This is a genomic window from Mesomycoplasma ovipneumoniae (genome assembly GCF_030012565.1).
GTDB lineage: Bacteria > Bacillota_I > Bacilli_A > Mycoplasmatales > Metamycoplasmataceae > Mesomycoplasma > Mesomycoplasma ovipneumoniae_D.
Genome location: NZ_CP124621.1, coordinates 364119 through 387283 on the forward strand (window position 1 = coordinate 364119; position 23165 = coordinate 387283).

The 23165-nt window shown below is 28.2% G+C and carries 19 protein-coding genes; 12 read left to right on the plus strand and 7 right to left on the minus strand.

Going from position 1 to position 23165, the window contains the following annotated elements; translation table 4 throughout:
* Positions 1–37: 37 nt before the first annotated feature.
* Positions 38–4027, minus strand: coding sequence for a ZmpA/ZmpB/ZmpC family metallo-endopeptidase (locus QJQ40_RS01365; RefSeq protein ID WP_282861520.1), 3990 nt, complete (start codon positions 4025–4027; stop codon positions 38–40).
* Between the two features lie 329 nt (positions 4028–4356).
* Here QJQ40_RS01365 and QJQ40_RS01370 point away from each other — a divergent pair, with 329 nt between their 5' ends.
* The 8 genes from QJQ40_RS01370 to QJQ40_RS01405 are packed head-to-tail and all read left to right on the plus strand — an operon-like array spanning position 4357 to position 10769.
* Positions 4357–5022: a ribulose phosphate epimerase gene (locus QJQ40_RS01370; protein WP_334305358.1), complete on the plus strand. Its 666-nt coding sequence runs from the start codon at positions 4357–4359 to the stop codon at positions 5020–5022.
* Entirely contained in the window at positions 5009–5632 is a 624-nt protein-coding gene (locus QJQ40_RS01375) for a hypothetical protein (RefSeq protein WP_282861524.1), read from the plus strand. The genes QJQ40_RS01370 and QJQ40_RS01375 overlap by 14 nt, the downstream gene beginning before the upstream one ends.
* Complete coding sequence (locus QJQ40_RS01380; protein WP_282861526.1) at positions 5625–6293, plus strand: hypothetical protein; 669 nt, start codon at positions 5625–5627, stop codon at positions 6291–6293. The genes QJQ40_RS01375 and QJQ40_RS01380 overlap by 8 nt, the downstream gene beginning before the upstream one ends.
* Positions 6294–6608 carry a hypothetical protein gene (locus QJQ40_RS01385; protein ID WP_282861527.1) on the plus strand — a complete coding sequence of 105 codons (315 nt, stop codon included), beginning with the start codon at positions 6294–6296 and terminating at the stop codon, positions 6606–6608.
* A complete protein-coding gene (locus QJQ40_RS01390; protein ID WP_282861530.1) occupies positions 6595–7050 on the plus strand; it encodes a PTS sugar transporter subunit IIA in 456 nt (151 codons plus the stop codon). Before QJQ40_RS01385 ends, QJQ40_RS01390 begins: the two co-directional genes overlap by 14 nt.
* Positions 7040–7315 carry a PTS sugar transporter subunit IIB gene (locus QJQ40_RS01395; protein WP_010321201.1) on the plus strand — a complete coding sequence of 92 codons (276 nt, stop codon included), beginning with the start codon at positions 7040–7042 and terminating at the stop codon, positions 7313–7315. The genes QJQ40_RS01390 and QJQ40_RS01395 overlap by 11 nt, the downstream gene beginning before the upstream one ends.
* 15 nt (positions 7316–7330) lie before the next feature.
* Positions 7331–8851, plus strand: coding sequence for a PTS ascorbate transporter subunit IIC (locus QJQ40_RS01400; RefSeq protein WP_282861531.1), 1521 nt, complete (start codon positions 7331–7333; stop codon positions 8849–8851).
* Positions 8826–10769, plus strand: coding sequence for a transketolase family protein (locus tag QJQ40_RS01405; protein WP_282861532.1), 1944 nt, complete (start codon positions 8826–8828; stop codon positions 10767–10769). The genes QJQ40_RS01400 and QJQ40_RS01405 overlap by 26 nt, the downstream gene beginning before the upstream one ends.
* Before the next feature lie 740 nt (positions 10770–11509).
* Here QJQ40_RS01405 and QJQ40_RS03585 read toward each other — a convergent pair.
* Positions 11510–11647 carry a hypothetical protein gene (locus QJQ40_RS03585; protein ID WP_282861534.1) on the minus strand — a complete coding sequence of 46 codons (138 nt, stop codon included), beginning with the start codon at positions 11645–11647 and terminating at the stop codon, positions 11510–11512.
* 181 nt (positions 11648–11828) lie between these two features.
* Between QJQ40_RS03585 and QJQ40_RS01415 the strand changes: the two genes are divergently transcribed.
* Entirely contained in the window at positions 11829–12296 is a 468-nt protein-coding gene (locus tag QJQ40_RS01415) for a hypothetical protein (RefSeq protein ID WP_282861535.1), read from the plus strand.
* A gap of 183 nt (positions 12297–12479) precedes the next feature.
* On the opposite strand, the gene QJQ40_RS01420 is transcribed toward QJQ40_RS01415, so the two are convergent.
* Together QJQ40_RS01420 and QJQ40_RS01425 are read right to left on the minus strand one after the other, a co-directional pair.
* On the minus strand, positions 12480–13568 hold the full coding sequence (locus QJQ40_RS01420; RefSeq protein ID WP_282861536.1) for a hypothetical protein: 1089 nt from the start codon (positions 13566–13568) through the stop codon (positions 12480–12482).
* Between the two features lie 281 nt (positions 13569–13849).
* Positions 13850–14968 carry a hypothetical protein gene (locus tag QJQ40_RS01425; protein ID WP_282861537.1) on the minus strand — a complete coding sequence of 373 codons (1119 nt, stop codon included), beginning with the start codon at positions 14966–14968 and terminating at the stop codon, positions 13850–13852.
* Between the two features lie 273 nt (positions 14969–15241).
* Between QJQ40_RS01425 and QJQ40_RS01430 the strand changes: the two genes are divergently transcribed.
* The 3 genes from QJQ40_RS01430 to QJQ40_RS01440 all read left to right on the plus strand — a co-directional run bounded on the left by QJQ40_RS01430 (position 15242) and on the right by QJQ40_RS01440 (position 19859).
* Entirely contained in the window at positions 15242–15436 is a 195-nt protein-coding gene (locus QJQ40_RS01430; RefSeq protein ID WP_282861539.1) for a hypothetical protein, read from the plus strand.
* Positions 15437–15618: 182 nt separating this feature from the next.
* Complete coding sequence (locus QJQ40_RS01435) at positions 15619–16812, plus strand: DNA cytosine methyltransferase (protein ID WP_282861542.1); 1194 nt, start codon at positions 15619–15621, stop codon at positions 16810–16812.
* A gap of 17 nt (positions 16813–16829) precedes the next feature.
* A complete protein-coding gene (locus QJQ40_RS01440; protein WP_282861544.1) occupies positions 16830–19859 on the plus strand; it encodes a DUF262 domain-containing protein in 3030 nt (1009 codons plus the stop codon).
* 174 nt (positions 19860–20033) lie between these two features.
* Here the strand turns inward: QJQ40_RS01440 and QJQ40_RS01445 are convergent, their stop codons facing one another.
* The 3 genes from QJQ40_RS01445 to QJQ40_RS01455 all read right to left on the minus strand — a co-directional run bounded on the left by QJQ40_RS01445 (position 20034) and on the right by QJQ40_RS01455 (position 23082).
* Complete coding sequence (locus QJQ40_RS01445; RefSeq protein ID WP_282861546.1) at positions 20034–21407, minus strand: M17 family metallopeptidase; 1374 nt, start codon at positions 21405–21407, stop codon at positions 20034–20036.
* Between the two features lie 173 nt (positions 21408–21580).
* Entirely contained in the window at positions 21581–22186 is a 606-nt protein-coding gene (trmB, locus tag QJQ40_RS01450) for a tRNA (guanosine(46)-N7)-methyltransferase TrmB (protein ID WP_282861547.1), read from the minus strand.
* Positions 22187–22218: 32 nt separating this feature from the next.
* The gene (locus tag QJQ40_RS01455) at positions 22219–23082 is read right to left on the minus strand and encodes a hypothetical protein (protein WP_282861549.1); all 864 of its coding nucleotides are present in this window, start codon (positions 23080–23082) and stop codon (positions 22219–22221) included.
* Positions 23083–23165: the final 83 nt, after the last annotated feature.

Sequence of the window (23165 nt, forward strand, 5' to 3'; positions counted from 1 at the left end):
TATTTAAAATAAATCACTTTTAGTTTAACACTTCTAATTATTCATCAAATATTGAGTTGCGGTACTCATTAGTTTGCTTATACATTTCAACATGAATAATAACTCTTATTGTATTTATTAACTCAGAATTTTCAATAAAAACTTTTTTTAAGTCTTCAAAGGATTTTATTTCGTACTTTTTACTACTAAAATCAAAACTAAATGGCTTTAATTTATTGAGTTTATCTTTTCTTTGTTTGTACATATCTTTTTTAAAATCACTAAAAGATTTGTATTTATCACCGAAAATCATTTTTAAAACATGAGTATCACTACCTTTGACAAGTCCTTCTGGCACATTAGTTTGCTTATTTGATTTGGCAGAAATATAAGGAATCATCCCGCCATAATAACCTTTTTCGGCAAGAAGTTCAAAAGCAACCCTTCTAAAATTGAGTCCACCAGTGACTCCTTCTTTATTTTCAAGTATTCCAAAATATGGTCTAAAGAAATTTACTGTATAGTAATTATTATGACCAAATGGTGATCTTGAGTCTCCTGCAACATTCGCGCCAACAATATTTTTGTCAACTAAGTCATCAATTGAATTTATCGAATTTAATTCAGAACTTCCAACTCTAGATAAAGTATCATTTTTTGCAAAACCGCCACTTCCAAGTTGGATTTTTCTATAATCACTAGTGCTTGGCTTTTTGGCAATTATTGCCTCAGCTTGTGCTAAGTCTAAAACATAAATTAAATCAAACAAATTTTTATAGTATTTTTCCAAATCAGCTAAATTACTAAATCTTTCTGGACTTGAATTACGGACTAATTGCCCTTCGTATTTTTCAATAAAATTAAAGGCTAAATCTCCATTATTACCGTTAAAAGGCGCCTGAAACATTCCTTTGGCAAAAGATTCAGCACGATGACCAAATCTTTTGCCATACCCATCGAGCAAAATATCGTTATCAAAAGTATGAGTACTTTCATGTGAAAATACCGATTTTGCATTTTTTGTTAATATTTTTGTGCCATCAAAATACATACGTTTTTTATTTCATTCAGGAACAAAAGCAGCATAATCCTTATTTGCTAATGATAATCAATGATCAAGAGGCAAAGAATAAGCTCTAACGCCAGGGTCATTTTTTGAAGCAAAGCTATCATAAACATCAACTATGTAATTTTCCATAGTTTTTTTCGATTTTTCATTTAAAATTCGGTACAAAACATCATAGTAGCCCTGAGCTGTCTGGGCAAACTCATTAACTTGTGTCTTTAATAATTCATTTGAATAACCATATTTGGAAAATAATCCTGAAATATTGCTATTTGTTGTAAAAATAAATCAAAGTGCATTTTCGTCTTTTACAGTCAAAAGTGGCAAAAGTTTATTAGCTTGATCTTCGTGTTTAAATCTTTCAATCATTGGCTTATTTATTGTTGTATTTGATTTGCTCTCAACTTTTGTAATATATGCTTTTGTGAGTGATTCAAAATATTTGTCGGGACTTTGGTCTTTTTCCTTAAATAAATTATAGTTATATTCAATAAAATCGGCAACTGATTTTGGTTTTAAATATTTTGAAAAAGCATCATGATAACCATTTGCAGTTTTGTTAGCTTTTAGATTAATAAAGTCCAATTTTCCAATGTCTTTTAACAAAGATAGACTATCATTTGATTTTCCATAAATTCCTAAAGAATACAATAATTTATCTTTAATATCCGAAATTGAGTATCAACGGTACAAATAATTTAAGCCAATATAGATAGAATTTTTCTCTTTTTCCAAATCTTTTTTATAAAATTCAGTAAATTTAGTATCATTTAGGTCAAAAATATCAATATTATTTGAGATTGAATTAATTATGTTTTCCAAATCTTTTTTAACTTCAGTCTCATATTTATCAATAAAAAGCTGTTCTTTTATCGGACTGTTATCAACAAAATTATTTTGAGTATCAAAAATTGAATTATCTGATAAATCAGTATTTTTTAAAAGATTTATTAAACCAGAAACCAATTGATTTTTCTTATCAGATATTAAAATATTTGGATGAACCATCAATTTAACACCGTTATTTTCAAAAGAAAAGTCAGTGATTCCATTAGTATTTTGCTTAAAACTGTCTATTTTGTAATCTTCTTTTTGACCATCTCCAAAGTAAATTCTTAGCTTGTTTACTTTTGTTTTTTCACTGGCAAGATTTTTTACTAAATTTTCATTGTCATAAAATTCAAATCCAAGCAAATTTTTGCTGTAAAGTTTAGAATTTTTAGCCACTTTATGTGCATAATTCATAATTGTATAACGATCATAAAATGGTAAAAGTTTTGCAAAATTTGCATAAGCAATTCTAAAATCAGGCTGATATCCTTTTAAATAGGAAAAATTTAAAGTTTTTAGCTTAATGTTTTGATTATCTAAATGTTTCCATTTTTTTGCTGTCTCATTAAAAGTATTTTCATCAATTATTTTGAGTCAAGAAAAACTTTCATTATCAGCATTATTAACAAAGTTTATATTTTTAAACGACTTTTCATAGTCAAAAAAACTTGACTTATAAAAGTTACCAAAAATTGGCTTTGCATTAAAAAAATTTATCTTCGCATAAATATTTTCAACACCTCCAGTATCAGGAGAATCTGGGGTTCCGTTTGTGGACACCAAACCAATTAATCCACCAGAATTAGCAAATTCATCAAGACCACTATTTAAAACATTTCCTTCAATTACAATGTTTTTTAATGACGAATTTTGACCTAGCTCACCAACAATCCCGCCAAGTTTATCGGAATTTATTAATTTAGAGGTGATGTTTATATTTGCATAAGAATTCTCAATTGAACTTCCTCTTGTTATTATTCCGCTAAGACCGCCTGCAGATTGGGAAGAATAAATATTTCCATGAAAACTTGAGTTTTTAATAACAGAATTATTATCTAGCACACCGACAATTCCGCCTACGATTTTTGGACCTTTAACATCGCCAAAAAGATGAACGTTATTAACTGTTGAACTTGATGAAGAATTTGCAATTGCCCCAACTGCAAATTGGGAATTATTTATTGACTTAACTTTGAGATTTTTAAAATTAATATTTTGGATTGTGGCATTATTTAAATTGTCAAAAAGTGGCTTTTCTAAATCATAAATAGTAAAATTTTTGCCTTCAATACTTTCTAGACTTCCAGAAAAATAAACATTTTCTAAATATGATGTAGAATTGTGGCCTATTTCTGTACTTTCTGCAGAAATATCATTTGCTAACTTAAAATTTCCAGAGGGATTTGCACGAATTTGACTAATTAATTGTTCAAAAGTCGTGATTGCACCTAATTCATTTTTGGTTTTAGGAATATAAATATCAAAAGTAGAACTAACAGTACCATTATTTAAAATATTTATGAAATCTTGGCTAAATTCACCAACAAATTTATAATAATTACCTTCATCTTCAACAGTTTTTACATTCAATCAGACATTTTTTTGCAAATCTTCTGAATCTAATTTGATTTTATAGTTTGTTAAATTAGAATCTAAATTATCAACTGAAAGTAGCTTTACATATTTGCCTTGACTGTTGAAATGGTATAAATTTGCAGAATTTATATTTTTAAATTCAATTTTTGACCTATTTATTTTAAAAGAAACATTATCAATTTCAGCTTGCTTGTTTTCTAAAAAGGTTTTATCCTCAAAAATGGAAGAAACATTAATATTTTGTTCTGTGTTTTCTATATTTGAATTATTTTCTTGCCTTGGAATAACTTGTTCTTGATTCTCTGGTTGATTTTTAGCACCATTTTTAGGATCTTCACCCTTAGAAGGGTCATTTTTAGTTTCATTTTTAGGATCATTCTTAGAAACTTCACCCTTAGAAGCATCAATCTTAGGATCATTTTTAGTTTCATCAATCTTAGAAGTAGTAGGTTTTTTATCCACCACACTTTTACAAGCCGTGATAATAACTATTGGTGATAATGATAGGAAAACTAAACTAGAACTAACTTTCTTTAGTAAAATAAATTGTTTCATAATTTTCCCCCAAAAAATCTAAATAATTATAAATAATTGTAGCATAGATATATAAGAATTGTACAAATATGAAAAGTTTAAAAAATCCTTATTTTTACAGCTGTTTTTCCATTACAAGCTCTTAGTTTTTAATGTAAATTTACATTGTTTCATTTTGTCAGACTTTTTTTGAAAGTGCCAAAAATTAATATGCTAATTTAAACGTTATTTCCTGTTTTTTGTAGAAAACAACCGATTTTTTAATTTTTTACCCCTAGAATGAAAAAAATTTTAAAAATGCTTGCAAAAAAAAAAAAAAAGTAGAATTTAATTAACTAGAAAAATCGTGAATGGGGTTTAATGTGGAATACTCACAAAGCATTAGCGCACTTAACATTTTTAAAGTAATTAAAATTTTAACAAAATTGCAAAATAACGGCCTAAAATACGCTCATATTGATTTTGTTGATCAAATTTATGCCCCAAATTTTGGACTAAATTACCAAATTGCAAATTATTTAATAAAGTTATTCCCTAATATTGAATTTGACGCACATTTAATGTGTAAAAATTCACTTGAAAAAGTTGAAAAATTAGTTCAAACAGGTTTTAAAACAATTTTTTTACCCGCTGAACAAGTTTCAAAAACTGATTTAGAAAGATTAAATAAGTCTTATTCTAATATAAATTTTGGTCTAATGATTCAAGCCAAACAAAAAATTGAAGACTTTAGTGAAATAATTTCTTGTTCAAACGTCATTTTATTAATGACAATAGATAAAATTGGTGGAGTTGGTGAGCCTTTAAATTTGCAACTTCTTTCAAAAATAGGGCAAATTCGCTCAATGAATAAAAAAATTAAAATTTACACTGACGGTGGATTACGCAAGGAAAATTGAGCTGAGCTTGAAAAATGAAAAGTTGATGTGGCAATTGGTGGTAGCATAATTTTTTCATATGCAAATTTTTCTGAATTCTCTAGACTTTGAGGAAATCAAAAAAATGCCCTTAATTAATATTGTTTTGTATTCAACGGTCGGGTTGTTGTTTCTTATTTTGATTTTTTTCATTTTCAAAAGATTATTTGAAAAAACACCAGAAAAAATTTCTCAACAAAAACTAATTTCGGTAGAAAAATTCACAATTGATGCTCTTGAAATTATAAATGCCTCTGCAGATGTAAAAGTTATGACAAATTTGCTCTTAAAAAATCGTTTTTCTAAACTAAATTATTCAGTTTTACCTGGTCTTATTGTCAATGAATCAAACCTTTTTTTCGTTTCTAATATTATCAATTATCAAGTTGGTATTGAAAAAATAATAATTGATGAAAACATTAGTTTTTTGAAAAAAGGTAAGATTTTAAAGCAAAATTACTTTTCCAAAAGCCAATTTGAGTCACTTTTTAAATTTCTTGATAAGAAATTTTCTAATTCAAAAATTGTCATTTTAGTTGATGATCGGATTGATTTTAGTCAAATTGACAACAAAACTAGATTTGAAATTTGAAGCCAAGCTGAGATTATAAAAAAACTAAGACAAAACAGTCAAAAAATTTATGTTCCCAAAAAAATAATTGATTATTTTAGCTCAATTAATAAGTTTAACAAGGAGAAAAATGCTTAAAAATCTGTCTTGATACATTTTAGCTGCTTGAATTATTTTTTTCCTTGTTCAACTTTTTATCTTTTTTATCTACAGAGTTAATCTAAAAATCAAATATTCTAAGCTAAAAATTCCAATCAAACTCGATCTTGAAACGATAAAACAAGACTTTATTAGTAAATATCAGCAAAAATTCATAATTTTACTAATTAAGGATTTTTTCTTAAAACCAGTTTGAATCAGCCAAAAAATAATTAAAATTCCTAATTTTTATTTAGAAAATAACATTTATGGCATAGTTAATTTGCTTTATTTTTATAATTTTTATCTCCTAAAGAGCAAAAAATCATTGCAAATTGATATGTTTCTTTTTTCCAGTTTTCTTATAAGTTTTCATTTGAGTTTTTTATTTGCATTTTTAAGCTATTTAATAGTTAGTTTGTGTTTTTTGATTTTGACTGTTTTTGTGGTATTTTTGGATTTTTTTCTTAACCGAAAAATTTATTCACAATCCTATAAAGAATCAAGGCAAATTTTGCTGACAAAGTTAGAAAAGGACGAATTTAAAGTTGCAAATTCATATTTTAAATACAAAAAACTTGCATTTTTAAAGAAGTATTTTTTGTTTTATCCGTTTTTATTACAGAATTTTATCAACAAATTTAATGCATTGGGGAAATAAATGAGAAAAAAAGAATTAAAAAAACAACTTGTTGAGCTATATGACTTTGAAATGAAGGAGCTTGAAAACAAAAGTGAAATTGAACTGGAAAAATTACTGCAAAAGTCCAAAAATGAAGCAATTATTTTAAGGAACAATCCAAATAAATTTTTCTACATCAAGTCAATGCCAAAACCAAAAGAAATTCAAACAAAAACATCAACAAAAGCAGGGTGAATCGTCTTTTTTGCCTTTATTGGCGTTCTTTTACTTGCACTTACATTGTTTATGACACTTGCTTTTATTAATACAGGAGGAAAAAATGGAACTTTTTAATGAAAAAATGACTAAATTTTGCAAAATAACAAACTGAAGACAAGCAGTTCATGAGGGCGTAAGGATCTTAGTTGAAAATAAAAAAGCAACTTACGATCTTGAAAAAGCAATCATGGAACAAACCGCAAAATACGGTGCCTATTATGTACTTGAAGAAGGTGTCGCACTTTTGCATGCGCCAGTTGGCGATTATTGTCTAGAAGTTGGAAGTTCAATTTTAGTCTTAGATCAAATGATCACTTTTAATAACCAAAAAGATAAAAAAGCAAAAATTATTATTACTTTGTCTGCGCCAAATTCTGATGATCATATTGGCTTAATTCAAGAATTTGGCCTCTTTTTTGGTAATTCAGATTTCAAAAAAGAAATTTATGCTTCTAGAACAATTAAAGAATTTTATCAAATTATAAATAAATACCGAGGTATAAAAAATGAACATTAAATGCGTTTGTGGTTCAGGACTAGGTTCATCTTTATTATTAGAGATGAATGTAAAATTTGTGCTTGATAAATTAAATGTCAATTATGATTCAGTCGAACACACTAATATTTCCAGTTTTAATTCCCGCGGGGTTGATTTAGTAGTTATTGGCGCTGATGTTGCCCCAAGTCTTGATTTTGACAAAGAAAAAATGGTAATTTTAACTAACATTTTATCAAAAGAAGAACTTGAATCCAAACTAAAAATAGCCTTAAAACTAAACTAAATGAAAGGATAACTGATGAATTTCGGTCTTTGACTTTTAGGTTTTCTAAAAGACTTTGTCGGCACACCAGCGCTGCTTGTTGGACTTTTTACACTAATTGGCGCTGTTGCAATGCGCAAAAAAGTCTCACAAATTATTGTTAGTTCTTTTAAAGTTAGTGTTGGCTTTATTATTTTAGGTGGTGGTGCTGGTGTTTTAGTTAGCTCGCTAAATTCATTCCAACCACTTTTTCAACGAGTTTATAATCTAAGCGGTGTTATTCCAAATAATGATGCTTTTGCAGGTGCCCTAGCCCAGAGTTTGCCAAGTATTGCAACTTTAGGATCGCTAATTATGGTCATTGCGATGCTTTTAAATATTATTCTTGCAACTTTTTCAAGACTAAAATATGTCTATCTTTCCGGGCATGTTCTTTATTATTCTTCTTTAATGCTAGCCGCTGTTATGTACACTTCTGGCTTTGATTTTCAAAATAGTTCAGCAGATTTTGCAATGGCACTAATTGCCGGAGCAAGTATTTTAGCCCTTTATATGGTAATCTCACCTGCAGCCCAACAAAGATATATGCGCCAAATTACCGGCACAAACGAAATTGCCCTCGGCCACACCGGCGGATTTGGCTATGCCCTTTCTGGACTAATCGGCGAGTCAATTGCTAAAATTTCCAAAAAAAGTCTGCTTTCAACAGAAGAAATTAAATTTCCCCAGTCACTTTATTTTTTTCGAAACACTTTGGTTTCAATATCTCTAACAGTCTTTCTTTTTTACATTTTTGCCTTTTTACCAGCCGGAATTCTTTATGAATTAGGCCGCTTTGACAAGGTTGCCGATGCTAATGTAATTGAGATTTTATCCTCAAGAAACTGAGTTGTAACAATGATAATTTCGGCCTTTACTTTTACTGCCGGAGTTGAAATTATTCTTGCCGGAGTTAGATTATTTGTTGGCGAATTAGTGCCGATGTTTAAAGGTTTTTCGGACAAATTGATTAAAAATGCAAAAGTCGCTGTTGACTGTCCGGTAGTTTTTCCTTACGCGCCAAATTCAATTATTATTGGCTTTATTTCCTCTTTTTTAGCAGGAATAATTGGACTTTTTATCACGCTAGGACTTGGCTATGCAGCACTTATTCCGGCAGTAATTCTTCCAGGACTAGTTCCACATTTCTTTTTAGGAGCAACTTCTGGAGTTTTTGGTAACGTAAAAGGTGGAATCTGAGGCGCTATTATCGGACCTTTTGTTGGCGGACTGATTATCACATTTATTCCGGTATTTTTTGCCCTTGGAAATTGAACACCGCTTGAGTCTAACTCACTTGGTGATTTAATTACCGCCGGTGGAGCCACAAAACAATCCTTAATTAGTCTAAACTGAGGCGATACAGACTATTTTATTGGCTATATTCCCGGAATTCTTGGACTAATTCCTAAAGTTGGAAAATATGTAATTCTTGGCTTTAGCATTTTGGTTTACTTGATTTTTATTATCGACGGAGTTATCAAAAAATACCATGGAAAACGAGCAAAAACTGCCTAATTTAAAGCTTTTTTTAGCAACAATGCGGGCAGTCGCCCTTGATTCAATTAATAATGCTGGGGGTGGTCACATTGGTATGGCTCTTGGTGCAAGTGAAATTTTTTATAGCCTAGTTGGTCAAAATTTAAATTTTAGTCCGCTAAATCCAAAGTGAATCAATCGCGATCGCTTTGTTTTATCAGCCGGGCATGGTTCAATGGGACTCTATTCTCTGTATCATTTAATGGGCTTAATTTCGCTTGAAGATATTAAAAATCATAAACAACTACACTCAAAAACACCGTCGCATCCCGAGGTTGACAAATTAGAATATATCGATGCCTCAACTGGGCCGCTTGGCCAAGGGGTGGCAATGGCTGTCGGGATGGCACTAGCCGAAAAAAGGCTGGCCCAAAAATTTAATCAATCTGACTTAAAAATTATTGACCATTTTACTTATGTCTTATGTGGCGACGGCGATTTTCAAGAAGGTGTTGCCTTAGAAGCCCTAGCTTTTGCCGGCACAAATAAACTGTCAAAATTAATACTTATGCACGATTTTAATAACATTCAAATTGATACAAGCGCTAGTTTAGTTAATAATCTTGATTTTGCCAGTTTTTTTAAATCAATTGGCTTTGATGCAATTATTTTAAAAGATAATAAAGTTGAAAATATCAATTTTGCCCTTGAAAAGGCAAGAAAATCTGACAGACCTGTTTATATTCAAGTTCCAACTATTATTGCCTTTGCAACAGAATTTGCCAATTCAACAAAAGGACACCATGGATCACTCAGTGCTAAAAAAACCTATGAATTCAAAGCTAATTTGGGACTAGAAAATTTAGATCCTTTTGAGTACGACAAAAAAGCCTATGAAATAGGGGCTAATTTATTAGTGCCAAAAAATCAAAAATACTTAGACTGAGAAAAAAATTTTACACTTTACAAGCAAAAATATCCCCTTCTTGGACAAAGATTTCAAAACTTCATTAAAAACAAAGAACTTTTTAGTCTAGAAGGACTGACTTTTGCTAAAGCAAACTTAGCAATTCGCGATTATGTTGAGCAAATTATCCAAAAAATTGACAACACTGACTTACTTATTTTAGGTGGATCTGCAGATCTTGGGGTTGCAACTAAAACTAAATTTAGCGGTCAGAAACTAATTAACTACGGAATCCGTGAGTTTGCAATGGCGGCAATTAACAACGGAATTTCACTTTATGCTAATTTTTATACAATTTGCTCGACTTTTTTAGTTTTTAGTGACTATGCAAAACCGGCTTTGCGTCTTGCAGGTTTAATGAGTCTGTGCCCAATTTACATTTTTTCGCATGACTCATATCAAGTCGGCGGCGATGGACCGACCCACCAACCTGTTGAGCAACTGGCAATGCTAAGATCAATTCCAAATTTTTTAGTAATACGGCCTTGTGATGAATTTGAAACAATTTTTGCCTTTAATTATGCCCTAAATTCCAAAAATCAACCAGTTGCAATTATTACAACACGACAACCCTTAGAATCTTACAACAAAAATCTTGAAAAAATTGACTCAGCTTACTATGTTCAAAAAACAGAACTAGCTAAAATAAATATACTCGCTTCTGGCTCAGAGATCCAATTAGCCAAAAAACTAATTGATAAATTAGCCCAAAATCAAATTTTTGCTAATTTGATTTCAGTTCCAATTTTACAAAATTTAGTTGAAAATCCACTACTGATTAAAAAATTAGAATTAGAAAAGTTGCCTATTTTTGCCCTTGAGGCTTCAAATGATCCTTTGTGATTTAAATTAGCTACTGTCCAAAAATTTTCTGGACATTTTGCCAGTGGCTTTGGCGAGTCAGCCCCAGGAGACATTGTTTATGAATTAAAAGGTTTTAGTGTTGATTATTTATTTGAAAAGGTTTTAAAATTTTTAGAAAATAAGTAAATTTAAAATAAACTTAAAAAAATTTGTTTCCTAAAACTCTCTAAAGTTAAATTAATATTAGAAATTCAGACAGGCCAACTAATGCCTGTCTGAATTTTATTTAACGAATTAAAACAAAAAATACTAAAATTTTAACTAAATAGTCTTGTTTTGCTTATATTTTATCAGGTTACAAATTGAAACTGTAGCACAAAAATGTCTCCTGGGTTTGACAGTTTGATGGTAAAAACCCATTTTTTAGTGAGAAAAATATTCAAAAATATCGGTAAATCCGGGTTTTTTGAGCCAAAGTCTTAATTTTTATTATTTTAAAATAAGCTTTTGCAAAAAAAAAAAAAAATGCTTGGTCTAAGAAAAAATTATGTTATAATTACACTCACTAAGAATAAATTAATAAATTTTGATATTGAATTAAAGGGGAATGAGTTATGTTTTTACCATAAAAAAATTAGAAAATGCGAATTATCCATTATATTTTTAAATATGATGGAATGCCTTAAATTTGACCGTTTAGAAATCTACAAATTTATGGCTTTTGATTATTGTTCTTTCAAAACTTCATATGTTTTTTTAGGCTCGAAGTAAATAAAAACGAGTTTTCTTTTTGCATTGATTTTAAATAGCAGTTGTATTTTTTTTTATGATTTTTCCCAGTTGGTTTTTAAGACTAAACAAGTCTTTTAAGTTTTGTAAAGTTGAACTTAAGTTAATTTCCTTAGTGTAAATTTCAAATTTTTTGACTAATTGGTCAATATTAGTTTTTCGCCGCTCATATCACGAATCGACATAATAAGACCTAAGTGTGAATTAGGGAAAGCTTTTTTTCCTAAAAACGCAACAAGTGCAGAGTCAACTCCACCAGAAATACCAAAAATCACGCCTTTTTTATTTGTTTTTTTACTCTTGCCGAATTCATTTTATAATATAATTTATATAATTATTTATTTGTACATTATTTTTCATAAATAGAATAATTTCTTGTATGATTATAGTGCAAAAATAATTTTTTTAGTATAAATTTCATATATAATATACAATTTTTTTTCCAGGAGGATATAGATGTCTTATCAAAACAATACCGCTCAATTATTAAAATCAACTAAATCATGAGCAAATATATTATTAATTATTCGTATAGTTAAATTTGCTTTAGGTGTTATAACAATTATTGTATTTTTTGCTGCAGGTGCTGTTGGTGCAGGTCAGGGCAGCACCGGCCCAGAAGATGCTAAAAAAGCTTTCTCAGCAATTTTAGAAGCAGCTACGTTTGTACTTGTAATGCTTGGTTTTTGGTGTGTATTATCATTTGTTTACTGAATTTTATTAATTATTTCCCCTTTTAAATTAAATGATCTACCAATGCGAATGAACCTAAAAAATGCTCACTTTATTTCAAAGTTTAAGCTAATTTTCGGACTTTCTATTGTTGCAATTTTTATTCCTTTAATTAGTATAATTTATCTTATTATGCTTAGATCATTTATTTCAAAGTCAGAAAAAGAAATTATTGAAGATTCTCTTGATTAATTTTTTGTAACACATAAAACAAAAAATTTTTTTAAAATTAAAATAAAAAGGGTGAAATAAACCAGGACACTTTTTTAAGATTACATCATCAAACTAGGAAACTCAAAATATTAGAAATTCAGACAGGCTCACCAATGCCTGTCTGAATTTTATTCTAATTAATTAAAACAAAAAAACTAAAATTTAAACTAAAATAGTCTTATTTTGCTTATATTTTATTAGGTTATAAATTGAAACTATAGGCACAAAAATGTCTAAGATATACAAAATTATATAAAAACCATTTTTTGTTAGACTTGAAAAATTTGCAATATAACGCGGTACTATGTAAAAAAAATAAAGTGAAAATGCAATACTAAATAAACCAAACAAAATGCCAATACTGGCTTTTTGGTCAATAAGTTGATTAGTAGGCACAACTAGTAAAACTATGGCTGCTATCATAAAAAGGATAATAAAAATAAAATGAAATATATTTTTGATAATTGAGAATTTGTAAAATTCTCAATTAGTTTTGGTTTTGGATTCTTCTGTTATTATTTCTTCATTTGTCTTTAATTCTTCTTCTATATGCGATATGTTCGAATCAAAACTTACAGTTTTGGTGTTTCTGTAAAACAACCGACCGTAGCGTCCCAAAAAACTCGCAAAAAAAGCTAAAATAGTAGATGTTTGATTTGCCTCTTCAGTTTTATCAATTGATTTATATATTTTGAACAAATGAGAAGCTAATGAAAAAAGTAAAATTCACGCAAACCAAAATGTAAAAGCAAATATTGCCCGTAGAACATCTGCAAAATTTCTAATAAAATTATTATCGATTTGCCTAATACCACTAGAGGATAACCCATATGTAAAAATTATAGCCGATAATATGGTAAAAAATAGAGTCAATAAAACAAAACGATTAATAATTTTCCATTTAGTTATTTGTTGTCCGGTAGTTCAATGATTGGCAATTGTATTTTTTGGACTAAACGAGTTATTAATTAATAAAAACGACATAGTTAAAGGGAAAAGTAAAAAAGCATTTGAAAATTGTTTAAGATTTATACCAGATTGTTTAAGAATTTCATCATCCCTTAAATTTCAAGCTAAAGAAATCCGAAAAAATAATGAAATGAAAAACAAAAAAATAGCTATTAAAACTATGACCATCAATACTCTTCCAATTAAAGTGTCTAGGTCAACATTATTTTTTCTATGCGAACTCAATCTAGAAGTATGCTCATATGAACTACTATATAAAACAAATAACGAAAGATAAAACATTGTTTTAATTATTGACAAAACAAACAAAATTCAAAATTTTCTAGAATTTTTGTCATTTAATTTTTTTTCTTTTATTAGATTAATTAAATTGGTCATATTTCAATTATTTTTAAATTTACCGGCTAGGTAATTTGATATTTTTTAGTTGGTTAGTTAGTATAATTTGTCTAAACTCTAAGTTTATAAAACCAGTATATGTAATAAAGTATTTTAAAATAAGGTATTTTTTTTACAATTCCTTAATAAAAAATTAATAGTAGGATATAAAATTATGATAAGAATTAAACTAAAATAGTCTTGTTTTGCTTATATTTTATTAGGTTATAAATTGAAACTGTAGGCACAAAAATGTCTAAAATATATAAAATTAGTGAAGCTCGTTTGGAATGCATGTTAACAGAATCTGCTAAATAACGAGGCCCAATGTATATAAGGTAAGTCATAGTCGAAATATTAAATAAATTAAAGAAAATTAGACTAACACCAGTGTTACGAAAAATTTCATTTTTAGTTATAGCTAGCGACATTGTCGCTGTAAAAATTATAAGAAAAATTAAATAGAATATATTTTTTACAATTGTAAATTGATAAAATTGTCGACTAATTTTGTTATTAATTACTTGTGTTTCTACTTCATTTTGGCTTGTTAGTTTATTTTCTGTAATTTTTAATTTTTTAGAAAGTCTCAAAACATTTTTTCAAGCATTGAAGTAAAAAAATGGCATGAAAAAAACGTAACTAGCTGATTCCCAATAAGTTTTTTCTCTCTTGTTGATTAATCTGTATATTTTAAGAGAATAGGAAGCCAAAAAATAAAATGGAATTAAAAAATAGAAAATCCCAACAAAGATTATTATAATTACAACATCATTAAATTCTTCAAATATTGTATTATTTGTGCTAGAGCGAAGAATTAACGAAACAATAGCAAGTACAATCGAGGTAAACCAAAGAAGAACAACTAAATCCTTAACAAAGTTAATGATTTTTCATTTAAGTATTAATTGCCTTGTAGTCCAATCATTGCCAATTGAAATTTTGTCTCTAAGTGACTTAGTAATTAATAAAATTGAAGTAATTAAAGGAATAAGCGCAAAACCAATCGAATATTGCTTAACATCTAGCCCAGTTTGTCTAAAGACTTCATCATCCCTCAATTTTCAAGCAAAAAAGATACGCAAACCCAATGAGGCAAGAAACAATAATAAAAATATACCACTTATTGTTGTTTTTAATCTTCCAATTGGTGTTGTCGAATCTGATCCAATTGTTTGTTCGCCATCAACACCGCTAATACCAGTTAAAATAACACCTACAACAAAAATTATTGTTTTAAAAATTGACAATAAAAAAAGTATTATAAATTTTATGGAATTATCATAATTAAATTTTTTGTTCATTTTTAAATTGATTAAATAACGGATATTTAGCCTTTTTTTAATATACGCTTATGAATATTAATTAAATAACCCTATTTACCTCCATTATAGAAAATTGTATAATTTATTATACCATAAATATATAAGAATTATACAAGCATCAAATGCTTAAAAAATCCTTATTTTACTGATATTTTAGTATTATAAGCCCTAGGTTTTCTCGTGGTCTTAAACGAAGATTTTAAACCCAAAACATTAAAAACATTATTTTATTTAAATGACAAAATTGCATAATTGGATAAGGAAAATGTTTTTGTTCAAGATATCAGCTACACGCAAGGTTCGTCAGGTTCTCCTCTATTTTACAAAAACAAAATTGTTGGCTTGTATAGAGGTAAAAAATTAAAAAACGGCAAATTAACCCCGTTCTTTAGACTTATTGATTTAGATACTTATCAAGAAATTAAATCTGTAGTTTCAAAATTATAAACATTCCCAGCTTTAGTTCATAATAAAAAAATATTTGATATTAGGTTATTTTTCCAAAAAAGTTCATACACTGTGTATAATTTACTAATATGATAAAAATTGTTAATTTTGGAACTATATATATATATATATATATATATATATAGTTAACATTAATAAAACCCAAGCAAAAAGGATTTCTAATGTCTAGGATTAAGGTGTTAGAAACCTTTTCTGGAATTGGGGCGCAAGCAAAAGCTATTGCTAATTTTGAAAAAGGCAAGAAAAAATTTTTTGAAATTGTTGCCACAGTTGATTGAGATGCTCGATCAATTATTACATATGCTCAAATCCATCATAATGTTTTGTCTGATGTTGATAAAATTTTAAAAGAAAATCAACTTAGTTCACCAGAAAAAATAAATTTTTTTTTAAAAAAATTTGAATTGTCTCTAGATTCAAAAAGACCCTCACAAATAACAAGAAAAGATTTAACTTTTAAAAAAATTCTTGTGGCTTCAATTATAAAAAGCAATAATTTAGGTTCAATTATAAATTTAAATGTTGAAGAAATTAATCGCTTAGCTCCTAATTTTGTCACTTATTCTTTCCCTTGTCAAGGTCTTTCGATTGCTAACATGGGCCGTGCAAATGGCATTTTTGATAAAAATTCAACAAGTTCTCTTATTTGAAATGTTTATTCACTAATTAAGGGATTGAGTGTTAAGCCAAAGTATCTTTTAATGGAAAATGTGCCTAATTTAATATCAAAAAAATTTATTAATCAATATAAAATCTGAAAAGAAACTTTGGAAAAACAAGGTTATAAAACTTTTACTGCAACATTAAATGGGCTTAATTTTGGCTCAATTCAAAAAAGAAATCGAGTTTTTGCTGTTAGTTTTCTAAAAGAAATAAAAACCCCTTTTGCCAGCGACATAGAATTTAAAAAATATATCCTAAATTTAGGTCAAGACATTTCGACCAATTTGGATAAAAGGAAGCAAATTTTTCAATCGATTTTTAACTTTGATGAAAAAAATAGTGAAAATGCTGGGTTTTTAATTAATGCGACTCCGTCCCGGATTAAGATGGTTGAAAAAGTTGAAAAAATTAATGAGTCAAAAAATTTTATTATTAGAACCTTGACAACCAAGCAAGACAGGAATCCAAATACCGGGATTATTAAATTTGAAAATAATTTAGAAAAAAAACTTAATTATCGTTTTATCTCAAATCGTGAAGCTTTTTCGTTAATGGGTTTTGAAAATAGCGACTTTGAAAAGCTCAGACCTTTAATTTCAAAAAATATATTAACAAAAGAATCATTATATCGCCAAGCCAGGAAATTCTATTATAGTAACAATTTTAGAAGCGCTAATAAATTTAATTTATAAGATCGACAAGGAGAATTATGGCGAAGAAAAAAGTTAATAAAAATGGAAATAGTGCAAAAAATAATAACTTAAAGCCATGAAAAATTGGTACTGCTATATTCGCATATATCAAACCTTTTATAGAAGATTTAGGCCCAATAATCGACAAAAAGCATTTAGATTTTAAAGTTGAAGATACTAACAAAATAGTTCCTTGCTCACAATTTGCACACAAAAAAATTACTACTAAAGATTGAAAACGACAAAAACACATAGCCAAGTCAACGTTTTGACAACGTGTTGCCATACTTGAAAGTCTTCAAATTGTATCTATAAATAAAAAAAATTATCCTCCTCTTATTAGACTTAAGATTAAGAAGGATTTAGCCAATTTTTATAAACAGAATCGAGATGAATGAGATGGAAATTCAACTTTTAGGCATAATCATATTAAAAATATCGCCTTAGATTTATTTGAAAAATTTATATCTTCATTCAAAAAAGCAAACAAGGCGATTGATAAAAAATTAAATTCAATTTGTTTTAATTTACTTTTATCTTTTGATGCTTTGTATCTTAATAGCAAATATAAAGAAATTTTAGTAAAAAACAGTGGTAAAAATGATGCTGTTATAAAAGGTGCTATTGAAAGTTTCGGTAGCTTTTGAAAACCAATAACGGAAGATATAAAAGGCGATAAACAAAGAAACACCCTCATAAGCAAAATAGAAAATTATCTACAAAAAACAATAGAAATTTTAGAAAAGGATGAAATTGAAAATTCGCAAGATTTAGTAGTCGACAATAAAATAAAAAATAATGAGTCTAAATTCATTAACACAGAAGATTTAGTAATAAAAGATGAAAAACTAAATAAAAATAATAGCAAAGTTCTTGATATGAAAGATGAATTTGAAGCTATTGATGTGAAAGATGAAGACGAACATGAAGACGAAGATGATGAACCAACAAAAAGTAAAACTTCTATAAATAAAAGCTGGATTAATGAAATAATGAAGGCTGAAATAAAAGAAGATTACAAAAAAAATGATAATAATATTAATTTAGTCAGAGAAAAAAGCAAAAATGTGTCTTCAGAAACAATAACAGTGCAAGAATATTTACAAAAATTTCATGAATACAAAATCTATTTACCTTTTTTTCAAAGAAATTATACTTGAGATACTGGCCTAATAGCTAATTTTTTTGACCTAATTTTCAAAGAGTTTGATACTAAAGAAGATTTTTTGTTTTTAAACACGATTATTTTTGCAGAAAAAAAAGCAAGCGAAGGGTTTTGAATTGTTGATGGGCAGCAAAGAACTGTTTCTATTATCTTAATTTTGATCAGTATACTAAAGATGGCAAGCCATCCTGACGAAAATATATTTTTAGAACAGCCTAGCATTTATCAAACAATAAGCAAAATATTAGTAAACTTTTCTAAAAACAATAGCCAATATACCCCTTTGCTGAATTTTTTTAAAAATAATGAAAAAATGGACAACACTATTTTTTCCAGAAATATACAAAAAATTTTAGAAAAATTATGAGAAATTAAAATTAATAAAAACTCACTAGACTGAATAAATGATTTTACAAATTTTATTCTGAATAAGGTTTTATTAACATTAATTAGAATTTCGGAAATTAAAGATGAGCAATTTGCAAAACTTTTTATTAGTATAAATGTTCAATCAAAACCAATTGATGTGGTTGATTTAATCGCCTCTAGGGTAAATGAAGAATCCCAACAAGAACAAATTCCATATGTCAAACTGATACAACAATATTTTGGTGGAGAAAAAGAAAATAAAAAGAAACTAGGGGCATTTTTACAAAATCAACAATATTTTATTGAGGATGAATTCAATACCCAAAATACAGAGAATAATTTATTTTCCTTATACCAACAACTTGATAATTTATTAAATAAATGAACAAATAACAGGGCATTAACTAAGGAAACGCTAGAAGAATTTGTTAAAAAGATATTAGTCTTTGAATATGCATATGTCGGACATATAAATTTTTTATTAAATCAAACAGATATAAATGACACTAGCTTAGAACTTTTAATCCAAAAATTTAAAGACAAAATTAATACAAATGAACTAGCTTTTATAAATTTACAAATCAATATGATTTCAAAAAAAGGTGCTAACAACCCCTATTCATTAATAATCCAAAGTGCAATAAAGGAATTTGGGATTTTTGAAGATAGTCTAAACTCGACCAACAAAAAAGAAAATTTGGAGTTATTTAGTTCTGTTTTATTTCAAATTGAAAAGTCTAAAATTATTTATTACAGTAATTTTCGTGGCCAATCATTAAGAAAAGGAATCTATACTATGTTGTTGCAACAAAAAAATAATCCAAGTTTTTTAAAAAATGACAAAGAACTTTATCACAAATTAGTAGAATCGTTAACAAACGAAACTGATAAAGTTAACTCTAACGATTTTAGAAACTACATAGAAAATGAAGACAAAAATGATAAAAATTTGAAAAAAAATGTTATTTTGAGAGTACGAATTAGCCTTAGAAAAAACGGAGAAATTCATCCAAAATATAAAAAGAATAAACATTTTGGGACTGAATTTACAAGTCAATTAACAAATTTATACAATAATATAGATGATCCTATTTCAGTTGATCACTTTTTTCCGCAAAAACCTAGCAAAGATTATAATATAGGTTTTTTAATAAATAACGACAAAAGTTACCAAGAAAAGTATAATAAAATAGTACAAAAAATTGGAAACTTAATACTTCTTCATAAAGATACTAATTCAAGAAAGCAAAATAAAACTTCTGAACCAATCTGTCAAAATATACAAGATGTTTTGATTCAAGGAGTTACTGATATAAACGGAAATTATATATTAGAAAGTCTTTGCAATAAAGGTCTTTATTATGAAATTGCCCCTGCTGATAAGAATCATAAAAAACTCGAAAAATATAAAGAGGATTTTAATAAAATTGAAAAATTAATTAATAAAAGAACTGACCAAATATTCAAGATTTATTTTGAAATTTTCTTTAATAAAAGAGAAAAAACTAAATAAATTAAAGCGTTTTTTATAGTGTTAAGTTCTATTTTTGGCCTTGGTTTGCAGTTTATTAGCAAGAATAATTTAAATTAAAACTATTTTTAAATAGTTAAGACTAACTAAAAACAGTTAAAAAATAATAAAAAAATAGCTAGCGCTATCTTTTTTAACTAGATTAATTTAGAATTTTTATTTTGTTAAAATGTATTCAACCAGTGTTTTAACCATTACACCAGTTGGAAGATTGCGAACAAAGGCAGTCGCGGCAATATCTAAATGAAGAAATGGTTTATCTTCGACAAATTCAGCAATAAACATTGCAGCAGATGATGAGCCAGCCTTACCGGAAAAATCAGTGTTTTTTAGATCTGCTACTTTGGAATCACGAATATTTTGGGCAAAATCTAGGTGTAGTGGCATTCTCCAAATTAATTCACCAGCTTCTTTTGATGCTTCATTGAAACTTTTTCAAATTTTATCATCATTAGCAAATGCGCCAGTAAAAGTTTCACCAAGAGCAACGCGAATTGCGCCTGTTAGAGTTGCCACTGAAATAATTTCGGTTGCATTTTCTTCACGAATTGCATATGTTATTGCATCTGCTAAAATCAAGCGACCTTCGGCATCAGTGTTGTTAATTTCAACAGTTTTACCATTTTTTGATTTTCAAACAGAATCAGGTGTATTTGCATCACCATTTAGCCGGTTGTCTGTTAGTGGTAAGACGGCAACAACATTAGCTAGCGGATTAAATTGTGAAAGGGCATCAATAGCAGCAGCACAAATTATTGCCCCTGACATGTCGTATTTCATGTCATTCATATATGTACCAGTTTTTATATTATATCCACCAGAGTCAAAAGTTATTCCTTTTCCAACAAAAGCAGTTTTATATTGACTTCCTGGCAGTCCATCATAAGAAATAACAACAAGTTTGGCATCATAAGTTGAGCCACGATTTACAGCTAAAAGTAAATTCATCCCTAATTTACGGATTTCTGACTCGCCAAGAACTTTTACAGTTAATTTAGGGTTTTGGGAAATTTTTTTCTGTATTTCAGCTGCTAAAAACTCTGAAGAGGCAATGTTTGGTGGGATATTTTGGTAATAGCGAGCATAATTTACAGCATTATTGATTATTTGGTATTTATTAATTATTGGTTTTAATTCATCTAAATAACTCGAGACAACTAAAATATCACGGTATTTTGTTCGCTGTTTATCATATTCTGCTCTTAGGGAAAAAATATCAGAACGAACAAAGGCAACAACTTCAATTAAATAACGAAGGAAGCTATTTGGAAATTTATCAAAATCAATTTGGATATCTCGTGGGTAATTAGCTAGTTTTTGTGCAATTTTGCGAAATCTTGAAGGTGTAAATTCTTTTGTGGGCGAACCTAAATTAATATATGCTTTATTTTGGCCAAGATATTCAGTGATTGCAAGGTCTTCTTTTAATAGCATTGGGATTTGCGAGTCAAAATAGACAGGTTCGATTGTTATCCTATTTGATTCAAATTTATTGGAGTATTTGACAAAAATTTCTGAGAATTTTTTCATTTTAAATATGTGAGCCTTACTAAATTAATTATATATAGCTTAAAAGTTTGGTTATAGAAATTATAGCCTAAAAACTATATTTTTTTGAAAAATAAATATAAAAAAAAGTTATCTTAAATTAATGCACTAATTCAATACAAAAGTAATCTAAAAAATATTAGAAAAATACTAATCTAATTAAAAGTGGCTTCTAAATACTGGATTTTATAACCAAGTCCAACTCATTTTTCTTCATAAGAAGTCATAACATTTTGACTAACACGGGAAGAATTTAGTAAATCATTAGTTTGGTAGATTATTTTTCAACCATTTTGTTCTAAGGATTCTAAAGAGTACTGGAAAAATTTTTGGTTATCGGTTTTTAATTTTAGAATACCATTTTTTGTTAGTATTTCTTTATAAATATCAAGAAAAAGTTTGTAAGTAAGTCTACGCTTATAGTGTTTTTTCTTTGGCCAAGGATCAGGAAAGGTAAGCCATAGCTGACTTACCTTTCCGTTCAACATTGACAATAAATTTTTTGCATCACAAATAAGGATGAAAAAATTTATTAAATTATAAGTATCAACATATTTTAAAGATTTAACAGCAGCAGAGGGAAATTTTTCAACACCTAAAAACTTTTTAGAAGGATTTTCAAAAGCAAGTTTTGTAATCATTTGCCCTTTACCCATTCCTACTTCTATTATTCAAGAATCATCAACAAATATTGGATTTTCAACTAGTAAATTATGTTTTTGAATTCTTTCAAGTGCATCGGGAATATTTCTTAATCGCATATTAAAATAGATAACTATTTTTAATTATTTTTTTATGAATGGCAATTGATATCATGTTGTCCGCGAATTTCAAAGTGCTCATCAACAATTCCACTCTCAATTTCTTCAATGGTAAATGTAGTGTGATGAATGTGTTTTAAATTGTGTAAGTCAACAGGAATTTCCATTTCGTGAACAATGTTTAATTGACTTGCTTGAACTTGTTCAGCGTTAATAATTTCAATTTGTCTTGCAATATCAAGATTTTCTTCTAAATTAACAACAGGTTCTGGTTCTATTTCTACTTGTGGTTCAACATAAACTGGTTCAGCTGGTGCTTCGTAGTAAGTTGGCTCAAAAACAGGTTCTGGCTCAACATAAATTTCAGGCTCAGGCTGTTCAAAAACAGGTTCTGGTTCTACATATTCTTCAGTTGTTTGAACTTGTAAATCTAATGGTTCATCAAAAACAGGTTCCTGTTCCATTGGTGCAATACTTACAGGTTCAGGTTGTTCAACAGGAGGATTATCAAATTCGTTTTCTAATTCAGGGTTATCTTCAACTTCTGTTCCTCAATGAACAATTTTAACACTTTTTCCGTCTCGAAGATCAGCGGTGAAAATCATAATTAAGGTGATTATGTTTCAAATTACAGAAAGACCAAGAATTACTCCACCTGTGATTGTTAAAATTTGGACATCTCTTGCAATTTCGTCTTGGGCTGTTGATCCTAAATACATCATTTGGGAAATGAAAATCATTAAAAGACCAACGAGAGTAAAGGTAAATCTAATAATTGCTAGACTTATTCTACCCAAATACCAAAAACCAAACCCAAACAAACCAAGAAAGAGCTCATTGTAAAATGCGTCGCTTTGCAATAAGCCATCTTTCCTTTTTTTGTCTAAATATGCCATTTTTACTCCTTTTTTTTAAAAAATTAGGTATTTTATATTTCTTGAAAGAATCTAAAAATTAATTTTATCTATCGATTTAAAAT